The organism is Streptomyces manipurensis (genome assembly GCF_049570255.1).
In the GTDB taxonomy this organism is placed as follows: domain Bacteria; phylum Actinomycetota; class Actinomycetes; order Streptomycetales; family Streptomycetaceae; genus Streptomyces; species Streptomyces manipurensis.
Genome location: NZ_CP186950.1, coordinates 6,756,477 through 6,772,089 on the forward strand (window position 1 = coordinate 6,756,477; position 15,613 = coordinate 6,772,089).

The following is a 15,613-nucleotide window of genomic DNA, read 5'->3' on the forward strand; positions in this document are numbered from 1 at the left end:
GCGCCCTCCGGGATTAGCGTGGAGGTGATGGCCCTCCATCGAATCCGTCGGCCGGAGGTGGGACATGAGCGCGGACGCCCGGCCTGCTCAGGGCGGTATGCCGCGGCTGCGACTGGACCAGCTCCTCGAAGAGCTCCAGGTACGCATCGACGAGGTCCGGGGCACTCGGGACCGGCTGAACGGCCTGCTGGAGGCCGTCATGTCGGTGGGCCGCGAGCTGGACCTGCCGCAGGTCCTCCACGGCATCGTCGAAGCCGCCGTCGTCCTGGTCGACGCCGAGTACGGGGCACTGGGCGTCATCGGCGACGACCGGAAGCTGGCCGAGTTCCTGCCCGTAGGCATTGCGGACGACCTCCGTGCCCGTATCGGCGACCTGCCGTCCGGCCACGGCATCCTCGGCGAGCTGATCAGGCACCCGGAGCCGCTGCGACTGTCGGAGCTGTCCGCGCACCCGGCCTCCTACGGCTTCCCGGCCCACCACCCCCCGATGCGCTCCTTCCTCGGGGTCCCCATCCGTGTGCGCGAGGACGTCTTCGGCAATCTCTACCTCACCGAGAAGCGCGGCGGCCTCGACTTCGACGAGGAGGACGAAGCGGTCCTGTCCACACTCGCCGTCGCCGCCGGCATCGCCATCGAGAACGCCCGCCTCTTCGAGGAGGTCCGCGTACGCGAGCGCTGGCTGTCCGCCAGCTCGGACATCACCAGCGCCCTGCTCTCCGGCACACCACAGGACGAGGTCCTGGAGGGCATGCTGGAGCGCGCCAAGGACATCACCGGCGCCGACATGGGCGTCTTCTATCTGATCGGACCATCGGGAGAACTCTGCGGTTCCATGGCCTTGGGAGACGGGGCGGAAGCGCACCGAGGAATCGTCCTGCCCAGCCCGGCCGGAACCCTGGCCGAGGCCGCACTGGTGAGGGACGGGCTGATCACGGTCGCGGACGTCGAGAGCGACCGGCGCGTCACCGTCCAGCCGGAGAGGTGGACGGGCTTCGGCCCGGCCGTCGCCGTCACCGTCGGCACCAAGGAGAAGCTCAGCGGGGTCCTCATCCTGGCCCGTCGCCAGGGCCGTCCCGCCTTCGCCACCGCAGAGGTCGCGGCCCTCCCAGGCTTCGCCGGTCAGGCCGCTCTCGCCCTGGAGCTGGCCGAACGACGTCGTGACGCCGAACAGATGAGCATGCTCGAAGACCACGACCGCATCGCCCGTGACCTGCACGACCTCGCCATCCAGCGCCTCTTCGCCACTGGCATGACCCTGCAGAGCGCACAGCGGTTCGTCGACCACCCCGAGGCCTCCGAACGACTCGCCCGGGCGGTCGACGACCTCGACGCCACCATCAAGATCATCCGCTCCACCATCTTCGGACTCCGTGACCACGACGGTCCCGGGACATCACCCAAACTCCGGTCCCGCACCGTCCAGGCCGTGGAGGCAGCCTCAACGGCCCTTGGTTTCGCCCCGGCACTGCGCATGGAGGGGCTCATCGACACCGACGTACCTCCTGAGGTGGCGGACGAAGTCCTGGCCGTGGTCGGAGAGGCGCTGACGAACATCGCCCGTCACGCCCGGGCCACCCGCGCCGATGCATCGATCGTCGCAGCCGACAGTGTGCTCACCGTCACCGTGACCGACAATGGCGTCGGCCTTCCCGAAGACGGCAGACGCAGTGGGCTGCGGAACCTCGCGGAGCGCGCCCGAAGGCTCGGCGGCAGCATGAAGGTCGGCCCAGCGGCGCCTGGTGGAGCGGGAACCCGTCTTGAGTGGTGGGTGCCGCTCACTTCGCCGAGCGGCTTGACCGCCACCGACGGCTGAGAGGCCGGCCCCTGTCAGAGGAAACTGCCACTGCCATAAGGGGCGTACAGGTCGAGCAGGCGGATCCGAGCAGCTTGCAGCCGATGGGCGAGAACCTGCCCCACCCAGTGGCCGAGCGCCGAGCCGAACGCCGTATCGGCGTCCATCAGGGCGCGGACCCCCTGCGCGTCGAACTCGTGGGCGCGCACCGGTGTCATCGCCTCGGCGCCCAAGCGCCACGTGTAGGGCTTGAACAGCCACGAGCAGCCGACCAGCTCACCGGCCCCGAGGGTCTCGATGACGGCGGCTCGTCGGCCAGGGACGTGGACGTCCAGGGTGACGGTTCCCGAGCGGACGATCCAGAACCGGTCCGCCCGGCCCCCCTCGCGGAAGAGGCGGGTCCCCTCGTCGAAGTTGACCTCGCGGGCCAGCTCCATCAAGCGGGAACGGCAGTCGGCCGGCAGCGCGGCATTGAAACGGATGGGAGAGGGCGTACTCATGGACGGCCTCCTGATTCGGTTCCGCCTCCAGTCTCGGGGAGCTGGCCCGCCGGGACATGGGTCTTATGGGCCACCGCAGGGACCGAACGGCCCATGCTGCGAGCGCCGGGAACGGGGATCCTCGAAAGCGGACGGCCTGATCACGGCCGCCGTCCCCGCTGAACCCGGCAGGTGTGCGATGTACTGGAACGGTCACGGCATGGGCTCCTGGGGGTGGTTCGCCATGTCCTTCACCCAGCTGATCATCTGGGCACTGATCCTTGCGGCAGCCGTCCTGATGATTCGAACCTTCAGACACGACACGGACAGCCGGGCGGCTCCGGACCGTGGGGCCGTGCTGTCCGAGAGGGCCGAGAGCCTGTTGGCGGAACGATTCGCCATGGGGGAGATCGACGAAGAGGAGTACCAGCGCCGGCTCGCGGCGCTGCGTAGCAACGCCCGAGGCCCAAAGGGGCGGTGAGATGTCCGCCGCGGGACCGAGCCTGCGGCTCGCTCGCTGAACGGAGGTCCGACGATGGAGCGTCGGCCGGTCCGCAACGCCCCTCTCGCTCCTGCCCGCCCCACGTCGCGGAGGCGAACGGAAGAGCTCGGCACCCAGGAGGCGCTTCGGCTGCTCGGAAGCGTCTGCCTGGGCCGCATCGTGTTCACCCGCGATGCCCTGCCCGCCGTGCGCCCCGTCAACCACCTCCTGGACCGTGGAGACGTCATCGTTCGCGTCCAGGACGGCTTGACACTGGCGGCGCTGCTCTCAGCGCCGGACAGCCCGGATGTCGTCGTCGCCTACGAGGCTGATGCCATCGACCCCGACACGTGTCTGGGCTGGAGCGTGGTGGCCACCGGCTACGCCAGCGCCGTCACCGACCCGACCGAGCTGAACCGCTACGCGCAGCTCCTGGAGCCTTGGGCCGACGCGCCGTCCTCGGGCGCCGTTCGGATCAGACCGGGCGTGATCACCGGCTTCAGGCTTCGGGCCGACGATCCATAGCGTGTCCCTCGCGTGCTCGCCGTCCGAGCGGAACTCCACACGGCACGATGGTCCGGCAGACGTCACCAGTGACTCCGGTCCACGCGCGCCGGATCCGTTCGGGTCGAGGGTGGGGACCGACCGGCCCAAGCGGGACGGCACGGTGGCGGGGCAGTCTGGCAAGGAGCAGTGGCGAGCCCGAGCCGTTGCCCGGACCACAGAACGCTGCAGAGGCCGGGAGCCTGAGGAGCGATGACGTCATGAGCACCATGGGTGGAAATGGGGCAGCCCGTTCGCCCCGCGAGTCCGGCGACCGGAGCGGGGGCCGCAGGACCGACCTGGGCCGTCGGCTCGCGGCCCGCCGTGCGGCGGCCGGACTGAGTCGCGCGGAATTGGGTGAGCGCTGCGGAGCCGACGCGCACGACATCGCCTCCTTGGAGGAGCAGGCCGCCCTCCCGGCGATCGTTACGCTCGTCCGCCTGGCCGATGAGCTCGGAACCACCGTCGAAGACCTGGTCGGCCACGGCAGCGGGAGCAACTCCCCGCCGTCAGCCGAAAAGCCGGACGCCCAGCTCGTCACTCTCGACGAACACGAGTGCCGAAGACTGCTGGGTGTCAGAGGCATCGGACGAGTGGCCTTCTTCACCCCCGACGGCCCGGCCGTCCACCCCGTCAACTACCTCGTCGTCGACACGGGCATCGCCTTCAGCACCGCAGCCGACACCGTGCTCGCACGCGCTGTGGGAACCGAGGCCGCCTTCGAGACCGAGAGGATCGACGATGTGGCGGCGAAGGGATGGAGCATCCTGGCCGTCGGCCGACTCGACGCGGTGACCGATGCGAGCGCGCTCGAACGCCGCGCCGCGGCAGCGCACTTCGCGCCGTGGGCAGGCGAAGACCGTACGCACTGGATGAAGATCACCCCGGTCAGGATCACCGGGCGCCGGGTCGTAGCCCGCTGAGCGGTCCCGCGGCCGTAGCCATGAACGAGCAGACCGGTCGGCGGGATCCCGCGGCAGTCAAGGGCGATCACTCGCAGGGTGTTCCCTCTTCGGGGCAGTGACTGCGCCGCCAAGGCCGGCGACCAGACGGGCCCGGACCATGGCCGTCAGTTCCGCCTGCCGCTCGGAGGCGATGGGCGCCGGGGGGCGCGGATCGCGGATCCGTCTCGCTTCCTCCGGCAGGGCGGCGAGGTCGGCCTCAAGTCGGGTATGCGCGGAAGCCAGGGAGTCGGGTGGCCCGGTCCTGCGACCGGCTCGCATCACCGCGCGCAGCAGCGGCTCCATGTCCGGCGGGGCAGGCTCGTCCCGCAGGGCGATCACGTCCGGCCGGCCCGTGCGCCGGTACACCTGCTTGGGGGCCGGGGCGGTGGCCTTCGCAGAAGACAGCTTCATCACCGGCCGCCCGTCGTAGGCCACCAGTTTGTACGCGGCGTCCAGATACGGTGCGTCCGCGGCGACACCCACGCGCGAGCCGACCGCGAAGACGTCGATCGGAGCTTCGGAGCGGACCAGATCGTCTATCGCGTACTCGTCCAGGCCGCCGCTGGCGATGATCCGCACCTCCGGCAGGCCGGTGGCGTCAAGCCGGGCGCGGGCGCGGCGCGCAGACTCTCCGAGGTCACCGCTGTCCAGGCGGATCGCGCACCCCGGGCCACGCCCCAGCTCGGACAGGACCTCGGCGGCGGTCGCCACACCACGGTCGGTGTCATAGGTGTCGACGAGGAGGGTGATCGGACCGGGATGGGTGCGCGCGAATGCCCGGAACGCCGTCTCCTCGGAGGGGAAGGACTCGATGTACGAATGTGCCATGGTGCCCGAAGCGGTCAGGCCCAGCCGGACCGCGGCATCGACGTTGCTGGTCCCGGCGAACCCCACGAGCGCCCCGAGACGGGCGGCCTGGAAACCGGCCTGGGGTCCGTGGCTTCGGCGCAGCGAGAAGTCGACCACCGGCGTTCCGCGGGCGGCCAGCACACAGCGTGCGGCCTTCGAGGCGACGGCGGTCTGGTGACAGACCTGGCCGAGCAGGTACGTCTCGACGAGCTGGGCCTGGGGTAGGGGCGCGGTCACTTCCAGCAGTGGCTCACCGGCGAGGACCAGCCGCCCCTCGGGGACCGCGTGCACCTCACCCCTGAACCGCAGGCCGACCAGCGGGGCAAGGTCGGCAGGCGGCCGGTGCAGTGCCTCGGCGAACACGCGGGCGTCGTCCTCCGTCACTTCGAACCGGGCCAGGTAGTCCAGGGCGGGCTCGAGACCGGCGGCGACGAGGAAGCCCCGCCCCGGAGGCAGGTCCCGGACGAAGAGGCTGAAGGTCGCTTCGGCGTCCATGCCCTCGTTCAGGTAGGACATCGCCATCGTGACCTCGTACAGGTCTGTTGTGGTCACATCCGACATACCTCCAGAGTGCGCGGCGCGAGCAAGGTGCGCCCTGGGCCATCCGGGCCGGGCCAGGGGGCCAGGAAGCCCGTTCTGCCGGTGCCGCGTACCTCGCGGCCGGTCCTCGCGCGGGCCCCATCGGGGCCGAACGGCCCCGGCGCTGCCCCGACAGGCCCAAGCGGACCGGCCGGCGGCAGGACCAGAGTGGAGACAGAACCCGCACGAAGGGCGCCGGGCGACACGGCGCCGGAGATCCAGGAGCACCCCATGTCAGGCACACAGATGGAGCGGAGGCGCAGCCTCTTCCCCGACCTCACGGAATGGTTCGGAGCCGACTTCCCGCGATTCCCGACGTGGCGGCCGGCCCTCGACGTGCACCCGATCCCGATCGAAGTGACCAGCAGTGACGGAATCTTCACGCTTCGCGCCGAGATGCCCGGAGTGGACCCGGAGAAGGACATCGAGATCACCGTCGACGGTGACACGCTCACCGTGAGCGCCGAGCACTCCGAGACCAAGGAGGACAAGGACCACTCCGAATTCCGCTACGGCTCCTTCAGCCGCAGCGTCCGCCTGCCCGGCACGATCCCCGCCGAAGGCGTCGAAGCCGGGTACACGGACGGCATCCTCACCGTCCGTGTACCGATGCAGACCGAGCCGCCGGCCGGGCGCCGCAGCATCCCCGTGAAGCGCTCCGAGGCCGCCCCGGAGACGGGCGAGCGGTCATGACTGCCAAACGGGTGCTGGTCGCCTACGGGAGCAAGCACGGCGCGACCGCCGGGATCGCCTCGGAGATCGGCAGGACCCTCCGCGAGGACGGTCTGGACGCCGTCGTCCTGCCCGCCGACGACGTCGACGACGTGCGCGGCTTCGATGCCGTCGTCCTCGGCGGCTCCCTGTACGCCGGCCGCTGGAGCGGCAAGGCCATGCACTGTGCGGAACGCAACGAGCACTACCTCAAGCACCGTCCGGTCTGGCTGTTCAGCAGCGGCCCGGTCGACAGCTCCGCCGAGCAGCACGAGATCTCACCGGTACCTGCCGTGGCACGTCAGATGGAACGGCTCGGTGCCCGCGAACACATCACCTTCGGAGGCAGTATCACCACGAGCACACCGGGACTCATCGCCAAGGCGGTCGTCCGCCACGGCAGGGGTGGCGACTTCCGTAACCCGGAGAGGATCCAGACCTGGGCGCACCACATCAGCAGCGAACTCGCCGCGGCCGCCTGAACGGCCACCATGACGAGCCGACCCGCCGGGAGGCGGGTCGGCTTTCGGACGTGAGCCCCGCTCCGGGGGCGGTCACGGTCGGTCGGTCCGTATCGGCTCCTGCTCACATGCCCCCACACGGACGGCGGTGACCTTGTACTCGGGGCAGGAGGTAGTGGGGTCGGTGTGACCGGAGGTCAGGCGGTTGACCCCGCTCGCAGGGAAGTGGAAGGTGCAGAACACCTGGCCCGGCGCGACTTCCGAGGTGATGCGGGCCGTGAGCCTGGCACGGCCGTGGCGGCTCACCACCGCGACGGGTTCGCCCTGTCGGATGGCGTACCGCGCGGCGTCGTCCGGGTGGAGATCCAGGAGGTCCGCGGGGGCGAGACCGAGGTTCCCGCTGCGCCGCGTCATGCTCCCGGAGTTGTAATGGGTCCAGCGCCGGCCGGTGACAAGGACCAGCGGGTATGCGTCGTCGGGTGTTTCGCCGGGCGGCAGGTACGGTGCGGCGGCCAGGTGCGCGAGCCCGTCCGGCGTGGCGAAACGCTCCTCGTACAGTTTCGGCGTGCCGGGCCCGGCAGGGTCGGGGCACGGCCATGCCACTGCCCCCTCGCGATCGAGGCGCCCGTGCGAGAGGCCGGCGAACAACGGTGCGACGTCCGCGCATTCGGCCAGCGCGGCTGCGGGTGTGGGGCAGCCCAGGTCGTGCCCCATGGCCGCCGCGACCACGTGGAGGGCGGCGAAGTCGGTGCGGGCCTGACCGGGCGGCGTGATCGCGGGCCGGACCCTTTGGAAGCGGCGGTCGAGGTTCACGAAGGTGCCGTCCTTCTCCAGCCAGGAGGCGGCCGGCAGGACGACGTCGGCGCGGCGAGCGGTCGGAGAGAGGAACAGTTCGCTGCAGACGACGAACGGGCAGGCGTTCAGTGCCCGTTCGACGCTTCCGGTGTCGGGATCGGTGGAGCAGACGTCTTCCCCGAGGATCCAGAGAGCCCGCAGTATGCCGGCGCGTGCCCCGCTGAACATGTCCGGGATCCGCAGACCGGGGCGTGCCGGTACCGATACGCCCCAGACCGCTGCCGCCCGGGAGCGGGCGGCCGGGTCGGCCACCTTGGCGTAGCCGGGCAGGAGGTCGGGGAGGGCGCCCATGTCGGAGGCGCCCTGGACGTTGTTCTGGCCGCGCAGGGGGTTCACGCCGTAGCCGTTGTCGGTGCCCACCGCACCCCGCAGGACGGCGAGGTTGGCCAGGGTGCGGACCCCGTCGGTGCCGTGGAGGTGCTCGGTGACGCCGAGCCCGTAGACGATCGCGGGCCGTTCGGAACGTCCGTACAGCCGGGCGGCCGCGACCAGATCGGCGGCGGCCACACCGGTCACGCCGGCGACGTGCTCGGGGGTGTACGAGGCGACGAGCTCGGCGAGTTCCGTCAGCCCGCTCGCCCGTTCCCGCAGGAACCGGTGGTCGACCAGGTTCTCGGCGAGCATCACGTGTGCGAGCCCGTGGAAGAGCGCGACGTTCGTCCCCGGCCGAGGGCGGAGGTGGACGTCGGCGTACCGGGCGAGGCCCACCTCCCTGGGGTCGGCGACCACCAGCCGCGCACCACGCAGGGCGTGTTGCATCAAGCGGGCCCCGACGACCGGGTGGGCTTCCACCGGGTTGGCGCCGACCACCAGCAGGCAGTCCGCGTCGACCAGGCTGTCGAAGGAGTCGGTGCCGCCGGAGAGGCCGAAGGAAGCGACCAGTCCGGCGGCCGACGGCGCGTGGCACAGACGGGAGCAGTTGTCGACGTTGTTCGTGCCCACCGCGGTGCGCATGAACTTCTGGAACAGGTAGTTCTCCTCATTGGTGGCGCGGGCCGAGGAGATGGCGGCCACCGAGTCCGGGCCGCCCTCTGCGATCGCGGTGGTCAGCCGCTGGGCGACGTACGCGGCTGCCGTGTCCCAGTCGACGGGCTCCAGCTGCCCGTCGCCCCGCCGCAGCAGGGGAGTGGTCAGGCGCTCCGGGGAAGTGGCGAACCCGTACGCGAAGCGGCCCTTCACGCACGCGTGCCCCTGGTTGACGGGCCCGTCCCGGGCCGGGAGCACGGCCGAGACCGCTCCGCCCTTGACGGCTACGTCGAGGGCGCAGCCGACACCGCAGAAGCCGCAGGTCGTACGGACCACCGTCGTCGCGGTAGGGCTGGCGGGGGCCTGCCGGGACAGCTCTGCCGATGTCAGGCCGCTGCCGGTCCCGGGCTGAGTGATCGCCCCGGTCGGACAGGTGTCGACGCAGCCTCCGCATGACACGCAGTCCGACTCGGCCCACGGCCCGCCCGTCCCGGGGGCGACGACGGTGTCCGCGCCGCGTTCGGTGAGGGTGAGAGCGAAGGTTCCCTGGACGTCGGCGCACATCCGTACGCACCGTCCGCAGGCGATGCACAGGTCCCGGTCGAGCCGGACGTACGGATGGGAGTCGTCCCGCCCCCGTCCGCCTGCGCCCCGCGCCTCGTCGGGGCCGATTCCGAGGTCCCTGCACACTCTGGCGAGTTCGGACGGTACGCGTGGCCCGAGGGCGGACGGCGGGACCGCCGAGACGATCGTCCGTACGGCATCCCGTCGCAGATCCGCGAGGTCGACGTCGGCGGTCGAGACCCGTGTCCCGGCAGTGGCGGGTGTGACGCACGCGGCAACGAGCCGTGCGTCGGCCCGCACCAGACAGGTGCGGCACGAGCCCACCGGGCTCAGCCGGGAATCGGAGCAGAGCGCGGGCAGTTCCACACCTGCGGCAGCGACGGCATCGAGGAGTGAGGCGCCGCCGGACACCTCGACGGGCCGGCCGTCGACTTCGAGCGTCACCTTCCCCGTGGCCGCGGTCATGAGGCCCATCCTTTCGGGAGCCGCTGCCCGTAGGCCTGGGCCAGACTGCTGACGGCTGCGGGCAGCCTCCGTCCGAAGGCGCACAGGCTCGCCTGCTCCAGCACGTGTGCGAGCCGGTCCCAGTCCTCCCCGGGCTCACCCCCCGCCGTCGCCAGTTCCAGCCCTCGACGGGAGCCGACACGGCAGGGCGAGCAGGCGCCGCAGCTCTCGGCGGCCGCGAACTGCCAGATGTGACGCAGGACATCGGTCGGCGCGATGGTGTCGTCGAAGGCCACGAGGCCGCCGTGACCCAGCGCGGCACCCCGGGCCGTCAGATCCGCGTCGGTCAACGCCACGTCGAGGCCGTCCGCACGCAGGAAGCCGCCGAGAGGGCCGCCGATCTGGAGGACGGCCAGCCGCGCCCCGTCCTTCAGTCCGCCTCCGACCCGGGACACGACGTGGGCCAGGGAGATACCGAGTTCGACCTCGTACACGCCGGGTCGCGCGAAGCGTTCGGAGAGGCTCACCAGCTTGGTTCCCGGTTCGGAGCGGGTCCCGCGACGGGCGTACGCAGCCCCACCACGGCTCATGATCCAAGGCAGCGCGGACAGCGTCTCCACGTTGCCGACCACCGTGGGGTCGTCCCACAGGCCCCGTTCGGTGGGGTACGGAGGCCGCGCACCGGCACAGCCGCGACGGCCTTCGAGGCTCGCGATCAGCGCGGTCTCCTCGCCGGCGACGTACGAGCCGTGCCCGGCACAGACCTCGATCTCGAGTCGCAGGCCCGTACCGTGCACGTCCGGCCCGAAGTGTCCGTCTGAGGAGGCCTGTTCGTACGCAGCCCGCAGGGATGCGAGTGCCATGGGGTACTCGGACCGGACGAGTACCCGGCCCCTGGAGGCCCCGCAGGCGAAGCACGCCAGCGCCAGGCCGGCGAGGACACGCTGCGGGTGGTGCTCCATCAGGAGCCGGTCGGCATAGGAGCCGGGGTCCCCCTCGTCGCCGTTGGCCACGACCACCGTGCCAGCCGAGCGCCGCACCGACCGCCATTTCGCTGCGACGCCGTATCCGGCCCCGCCGCGCCCCCGCAGGCCCGAGACGGCCACCTGCTCCTGGACCTCCGCCGGGTCCGAGCCCGTTACGGTCCGCCGCCAGACCTCCCAGGGATCGCGCGCAGCGCCGCCGGGGCTCAGGAGCACCGGATCGCCGGTGGTGTCGGTGCTGGGGATGCCGGGTACCGAGCGCGGGCCCCGTCCCGTCAGCTGGTCCGCCATCCCGGGGCCGGTACAGGCCAGGAGGCCGTCAAGCGCGGCAGGAGCCGCGTAGCAGTGCCCGAGACACCGCACGGCTTGAAGGGAGACGGTCCCGTCGGCGGAGACTTCGCCGGCGTGGACGCCCAGTGCCCGCTCCACGGCGTCGAGCGGGCGTCCGCCCGTCGCTGCGAAGCAGGCCGCGCCCGTACAGACGCGGACGTGGCGCCGGCCTTGCGGGGCGGCCAGGTCGGCGTAGAAGGTCGCCGGACCCAGAGAGGCAGCGGCGGGCAGGCCCAGGGGGGTGGCAACGGCCGGGGACCAATCCGCGCTGTCGGAAGAACTCCCGAGCCGGGCCCTGGCCAGGTCGTCCAGCAGCCGGTTCCCCGGGGTGCCCCGGCGTGACAAGAGCGCGCGGAACGCATCGAAGCGGCCCCCGTCGGATGTCGGCCGGTCGCTCATGCCTGCTCCCTGCGAGAGAAGAGCGTGCTCTCTTCCACCGTGACCGACACGTCCGAGGAGCGCGAGGGCTGTCCGGGGCCGGGAGGGGACCGTTCGGCCCTGGCGGGCACCGCCGGGCCGTGGTGTGCTGAAGGTGACGGAAGGAGTCCTGTGAGGATGCGGAGAAGCGGCTGACGGCCGTGCACCGCACGATCAGGATCCGCGAGAAGCGGGCGGGCTCCTTCCGTCCGTTCGTGCGCGCGGGCCCATCTCGTCCGGGGGACCTGGGGGCTCCTCCAGGACGCTCCAGGCGACCGGCCCCAGCAGGTCCGCCACCCTACGGAAGACGTCCATGAGCAGGTCGTCGATGGTCAGCATGCCCACGACTTGCTGCCCGTCCAGAACGGGCAGGCGCCGGACGCCGCTGTGGCGGAACATCCGGTACGCCGTGTGGATGTCCTCGGCGGCATCGACGGTCACAGCCGGACTGGTCATGACCTGCCCCACGGGAGCATCGCGGTCGAGCCCTCCGGCCACGGCCCGCACTGCGACGTCACGGTCGGTGACGATTCCGCGAAGTGCTCCCCCCTCCGTCACGACCAGGCAACCGACGCCGTGAAGATCCATGCAGCGGGCTGCCTCCCCGATCGTCGTCGTGGCGTCGACGGACACGGCGGGCGCGGACATGGAAGCGGACACGTTCATCACCCGACTCCTTCCCACTCGATCCACCTGGTTGACCGTAGGCCCGTGCGCAGGACCCGGCGAGGGCCGAGCGGACCCCCACGGTGGGACCACATGGCCCTGTACGGCCGCACCCGGGCGGCGCAGCATGACAAGCAACAGCCGCATCCATGGCCGTTCCGAGGTGATCTGACATGCCATCTGCAACCTGGACCACCCCAGCAGTGTTCACCGGACCCGGCGGGGTGCTCACCGCCGAAGCAGGATCCCTCGCTGGGGAACTCACGGTCCGCACCACCTGGGACGCGGAGCAGGCACACGTCGCCGTCCAGTACGTGGGCGCATCCACGTGGTGCACGCTGGTCGGTAGTCCCGTGCCCTGCCTGTCCTCCGAAGCGGCCCGCTCGGTGCACCAGTGCGCGGTGGAGGCCGTGCGCACAGGAGGATCCGTCCCGTTCGCGCCGTGGCCGCTCGCTCCTGCCGCTCTCCGGGGAACGGACGAGGTGTCGGCCCACGCCGTCGGGTGAGCGCGCACGCCGATGAGCCGACCGGATCGCGAAGGCGGAGGTCGGCTCAGTGACGTGCGCCCGTGTCGTCCGTCTCCCACGCGAGCCGCTCCGTGACGCCGACCACCCCGTCGACGGTCCGGCACAGCCGCTCGACGGCGGGGATGAGGCTCCGGAAATGCACCCTGCCGTGCAGCGTCACCTTGCCGTCGACCACGTCGACGGAGACGGCGGCCGGATCCAGGTGCAAGGTCCGGTCCAGGACGTCACCGGTGATCTCGTGGCGGATGGCGTCGTCGTCGCGCAGGAAGATGCGCAGCAGGTCGCCGCGGGTGACGATGCCCACGAGGACGTCTGCATCGTCGACGACCAGCAGTCGTTTGACCCGCTGGCTCTCCATGAGCCGCGCCGCCTCCGCCACGGTCCAGTCCGGCCGGGCGCACACTGCCGGGGCAGACATCAGCTCCTCCGCCTTCGTACCGGCCGCCTTCTCGCTCTCCCAGGACTCGGGACGCGGCAGCGAGCGGAACCAGTCTCCCTGGTCTGCGGGCTTCGGCAGCAGATCGCCCTCGGAGATCACCCCGAGCGGGCGGCCGCCGGCATCGGTGACCGCCACCGCGGACACCTTGTGCTCGTCGAGGGTACGGATGATGTCCTTGAACGTGGCCTGTCCGGGGACCGTGACGACGTCGCGTGTCATCAACTCACCCACTTCTCTGTGCCTCACCGCGATCTCCTTCCTTCGTTGTCGCATCAGCGCGTCGGCGTCAGGCCGCCACGCGGGAGTGGAGCAGGGACCTGACGTCCACGACCCCGGGTACCGAACGGGCGACGCGCACGAGTACGTCCGCCAGAGCCGCATCGGCCACCTCCCCCTCCAGCCGTACGACCCCGTGGTCGACGTGGACGTGCACGATCGCCGTCCCGGAGGGGAGCAGCCGTGCCGTGAGCACGTCCCGCAGTTCCTCCGCGATGTCGGCGTCGGGCCGGAGGTAGATCTTCAGCAGGTCGCCGCGGCTGACGACACCGACGAGCCTGCCTTCGCCGTCGACCACCGGCAGCCGCTTGAAATGGCCCTTCGCCATCAGGCGGGCGGCGCCGGCGATCGTGGCGTCCTTGGGTACGGTCACCGGTGGAACGGTCATCATCTGCCCGGCGGTCACGGTGTGGGACGTGTCGGTTCCCTCCACCTTGATCAGCAGGTCGGCTTCGGAGACCACGCCGACGACCCGGCCCTCGGCCGACAGCACGGGGAGAGAGCTGAATCCCCACCGCTGCATTGCTTCCACGATGTCGTGGACCGGTGCTCCGCTGTCGACCGAGACGACGGCGTGGGTCATGACGTCGTTCACGGTGCGCAAGTGCTTCATGATTCCTCCAGCCGCTGGATTCGAGGCCCCTATCAGCCTGACGTCACGGGTGAACGGTGAGTAGGGCCGACCGGGCCACGCGCGGGGCTGACCGGACCAGCCCCTTAGGAAGAAGCCCCCTGTGCGCCGCCGGTGCGGGCCGTCACGTAGCCGACGCAGCCGTTGAGGGTGGTGAGCGAGGCGTAGTCCTGCTCCGGCAGGTCGAGCCCGGTCCGGCCGCCGAGCAGCTCGATGAAGTTGAGGAAGTCCAGAGAGTCCATCTCCAGACGCTCCCGGAAGGGCTCGTCGGGCGACACGGCTGTGAGGTCGGCGCCGGGGACGGCCTCCTCGATCGCGGCCTTGATCGTCGCGAGGGCTTCGTCGTGGGTCACAGGTCCTCCGGATGCTGGAGCAGGCGGTCGAGCGCGGTGAGGAAGCGGGCGCCGGTCGCGCCGTCGGTGGCCCGGTGGTCGGCGGACAGGGTGGCGGTGACGGTCGGGTGGACGGCGAGCATGCCGTCCACCGCCACGGGCCGGTCGGTCACCCTTCCGAGGCCGATCATCGCCACCTGGGGCGGGTAGATCACGCCGAGGACCGACTCGACTCCCTGATCGCCGAGGTTGGTCACCGTGACGGTCGGGTCTGCGGTCTCCGAGGCGCGGAGTCTGCCGTGCCTGGCCCGGAGGACGAGGTCCTTCATGGTCGCCATGACGTCGCCCAGCGGCATGCGGTCCGCGTCCGCGAGGGCGGGTGCGACCAGTCCGCCTCCGCGCAGCGAGACGGCCGTACCGAGGCGGACTCCGGTCGCGGGCACGAAGCGGTCCTCCTTCCAGTGGCCGTTCAGCTCGGGCACCTCCCGTGCGGCCAGCGCGACCGCCTTCAGCAGAAGTGCGGCCGGCACGAGGCGTTCCGAGACGGGGAGCGTGCTGTTCTGCCGGTGCATCCATTCCAGGGCCGCGGCGAGGTCGATGGTCGTGGCGAGGTAGTAGTGCGGGATCTCCCGCTTCGCGCGGGACATGAGCCGGGCGATGGCAAGCCGATCACCGGCAGTGGGCGCAGCCGGGGTCACGGTCGCGGTGCCTGCGGGCGGCGGTTCGGCCAGTACGGCTCGTCGGCCGACGGCGGCGGCGTGGGTGCGCTCCTTGCTGCCGGCTCCAGCTGCGGCTGCGGCTGCGGCTGCGGCTGCGGCGCGGACGTCGTCGGCTTTGATCGCGCCCCGGCTGCCGGTGCCCTTGACGGTGGAGAGATCGACACCCAGGGAATCGGCGAGGCGTCGCGCGAGAGGCGACGCGGCGATGCGCGCCGACGCGGGACGGGAGGCCCGGGCCACGTCCGCCCGCCTGATCCGGCCACCTCTGCCGGTGCCGTGGACGACCTCGAGGTCCACGCCCTCTGCGGCCGCCTGGTGTCGGACGAGGGGAGTGGCCAGCGTGGTTTCGACGGGGACCGGGACGCGTGGGACGGAAGGTGGCCCCGGAGCTGCGGGGGTGATGACGGCCAGGGGTGTGCCGACCGCGACGGTCGTACCGGGCTCCACCAGGAACTCGGTGACCGTTCCGGACTCGAAGCATTCCACCTCGATCGTCGACTTGGACGTCTCCACGACGGCGACGACGTCGCCCCGCGCCACCTCGGCCCCCTCCGTGACCAGCCACTCGACGAGGGTGCCTTCGTCCATGTCGGCCCCGAGGGACGGCATGGTGAACTCGCCCACG

General features: G+C 71.3%; 16 protein-coding genes. 7 read left to right on the forward strand and 9 right to left on the reverse strand.

The window, feature by feature from the left end; translation table 11 throughout:
• Positions 1-64: 64 nt before the first annotated feature.
• Positions 65-1,813, forward strand: coding sequence for a GAF domain-containing protein (locus tag ACPU2J_RS30680; RefSeq protein WP_423834501.1), 1,749 nt, complete (start codon positions 65-67; stop codon positions 1,811-1,813).
• Positions 1,814-1,827: 14 nt separating this feature from the next.
• Here ACPU2J_RS30680 and ACPU2J_RS30685 read toward each other — a convergent pair whose 3' ends face one another.
• Positions 1,828-2,292 (reverse strand): cyclic nucleotide-binding domain-containing protein, encoded by a 465-nt coding sequence (locus tag ACPU2J_RS30685; protein ID WP_420078712.1) that lies wholly within the window; start codon positions 2,290-2,292, stop codon positions 1,828-1,830.
• Between the two features lie 223 nt (positions 2,293-2,515).
• Between ACPU2J_RS30685 and ACPU2J_RS30690 the strand changes: the two genes are divergently transcribed.
• The 3 genes from ACPU2J_RS30690 (at position 2,516) to ACPU2J_RS30700 (ending at position 4,218) form a co-directional block, all read left to right on the forward strand.
• Positions 2,516-2,752: an SHOCT domain-containing protein gene (locus tag ACPU2J_RS30690; protein WP_420078711.1), complete on the forward strand. Its 237-nt coding sequence runs from the start codon at positions 2,516-2,518 to the stop codon at positions 2,750-2,752.
• Positions 2,753-2,806: 54 nt separating this feature from the next.
• Entirely contained in the window at positions 2,807-3,277 is a 471-nt protein-coding gene (locus ACPU2J_RS30695) for a pyridoxamine 5'-phosphate oxidase family protein (protein ID WP_423834502.1), read from the forward strand.
• Positions 3,278-3,516: 239 nt separating this feature from the next.
• Positions 3,517-4,218, forward strand: coding sequence for a pyridoxamine 5'-phosphate oxidase family protein (locus tag ACPU2J_RS30700; protein ID WP_423834503.1), 702 nt, complete (start codon positions 3,517-3,519; stop codon positions 4,216-4,218).
• Positions 4,219-4,275: 57 nt separating this feature from the next.
• On the opposite strand, the gene ACPU2J_RS30705 is transcribed toward ACPU2J_RS30700, so the two are convergent.
• Positions 4,276-5,649: a nicotinate phosphoribosyltransferase gene (locus ACPU2J_RS30705; RefSeq protein WP_423834504.1), complete on the reverse strand. Its 1,374-nt coding sequence runs from the start codon at positions 5,647-5,649 to the stop codon at positions 4,276-4,278.
• 249 nt (positions 5,650-5,898) lie between these two features.
• On the opposite strand from ACPU2J_RS30705, the gene ACPU2J_RS30710 reads away from it, so the two are divergent.
• Positions 5,899-6,360, forward strand: coding sequence for an Hsp20/alpha crystallin family protein (locus ACPU2J_RS30710; protein ID WP_423834505.1), 462 nt, complete (start codon positions 5,899-5,901; stop codon positions 6,358-6,360).
• On the forward strand, positions 6,357-6,860 hold the full coding sequence (locus tag ACPU2J_RS30715; protein ID WP_420078706.1) for a flavodoxin domain-containing protein: 504 nt from the start codon (positions 6,357-6,359) through the stop codon (positions 6,858-6,860). Before ACPU2J_RS30710 ends, ACPU2J_RS30715 begins: the two co-directional genes overlap by 4 nt.
• A 72-nt stretch (positions 6,861-6,932) precedes the next feature.
• Here ACPU2J_RS30715 and fdhF read toward each other — a convergent pair whose 3' ends face one another.
• The 3 genes from fdhF to ACPU2J_RS30730 all read right to left on the reverse strand — a co-directional run bounded on the left by fdhF (position 6,933) and on the right by ACPU2J_RS30730 (position 12,064).
• The gene (fdhF, locus tag ACPU2J_RS30720; protein ID WP_423834506.1) at positions 6,933-9,689 is read right to left on the reverse strand and encodes a formate dehydrogenase subunit alpha; all 2,757 of its coding nucleotides are present in this window, start codon (positions 9,687-9,689) and stop codon (positions 6,933-6,935) included.
• Positions 9,686-11,380, reverse strand: coding sequence for an NAD(P)H-dependent oxidoreductase subunit E (locus ACPU2J_RS30725; RefSeq protein WP_423834507.1), 1,695 nt, complete (start codon positions 11,378-11,380; stop codon positions 9,686-9,688). The genes fdhF and ACPU2J_RS30725 overlap by 4 nt, the downstream gene beginning before the upstream one ends.
• 192 nt (positions 11,381-11,572) lie before the next feature.
• A complete protein-coding gene (locus ACPU2J_RS30730; RefSeq protein ID WP_423834508.1) occupies positions 11,573-12,064 on the reverse strand; it encodes a CBS domain-containing protein in 492 nt (163 codons plus the stop codon).
• Positions 12,065-12,237: 173 nt separating this feature from the next.
• On the opposite strand from ACPU2J_RS30730, the gene ACPU2J_RS30735 reads away from it, so the two are divergent.
• Complete coding sequence (locus tag ACPU2J_RS30735) at positions 12,238-12,570, forward strand: hypothetical protein (RefSeq protein WP_420078702.1); 333 nt, start codon at positions 12,238-12,240, stop codon at positions 12,568-12,570.
• A 46-nt stretch (positions 12,571-12,616) separates the two neighbouring features.
• Here ACPU2J_RS30735 and ACPU2J_RS30740 read toward each other — a convergent pair whose 3' ends face one another.
• From ACPU2J_RS30740 to ACPU2J_RS30755, 4 genes are all read right to left on the reverse strand, one after another.
• Positions 12,617-13,276: a CBS domain-containing protein gene (locus ACPU2J_RS30740; RefSeq protein ID WP_420078701.1), complete on the reverse strand. Its 660-nt coding sequence runs from the start codon at positions 13,274-13,276 to the stop codon at positions 12,617-12,619.
• 40 nt (positions 13,277-13,316) lie between these two features.
• A complete protein-coding gene (locus tag ACPU2J_RS30745; protein ID WP_420078700.1) occupies positions 13,317-13,919 on the reverse strand; it encodes a CBS domain-containing protein in 603 nt (200 codons plus the stop codon).
• Between the two features lie 104 nt (positions 13,920-14,023).
• A complete protein-coding gene (locus ACPU2J_RS30750; protein ID WP_423834509.1) occupies positions 14,024-14,290 on the reverse strand; it encodes an acyl carrier protein in 267 nt (88 codons plus the stop codon).
• Positions 14,287-15,612, reverse strand: coding sequence for a dihydrolipoamide acetyltransferase family protein (locus ACPU2J_RS30755; RefSeq protein ID WP_423834510.1), 1,326 nt, complete (start codon positions 15,610-15,612; stop codon positions 14,287-14,289). The genes ACPU2J_RS30750 and ACPU2J_RS30755 overlap by 4 nt, the downstream gene beginning before the upstream one ends.
• Between the last annotated feature and the right edge of the window lies 1 nt (position 15,613).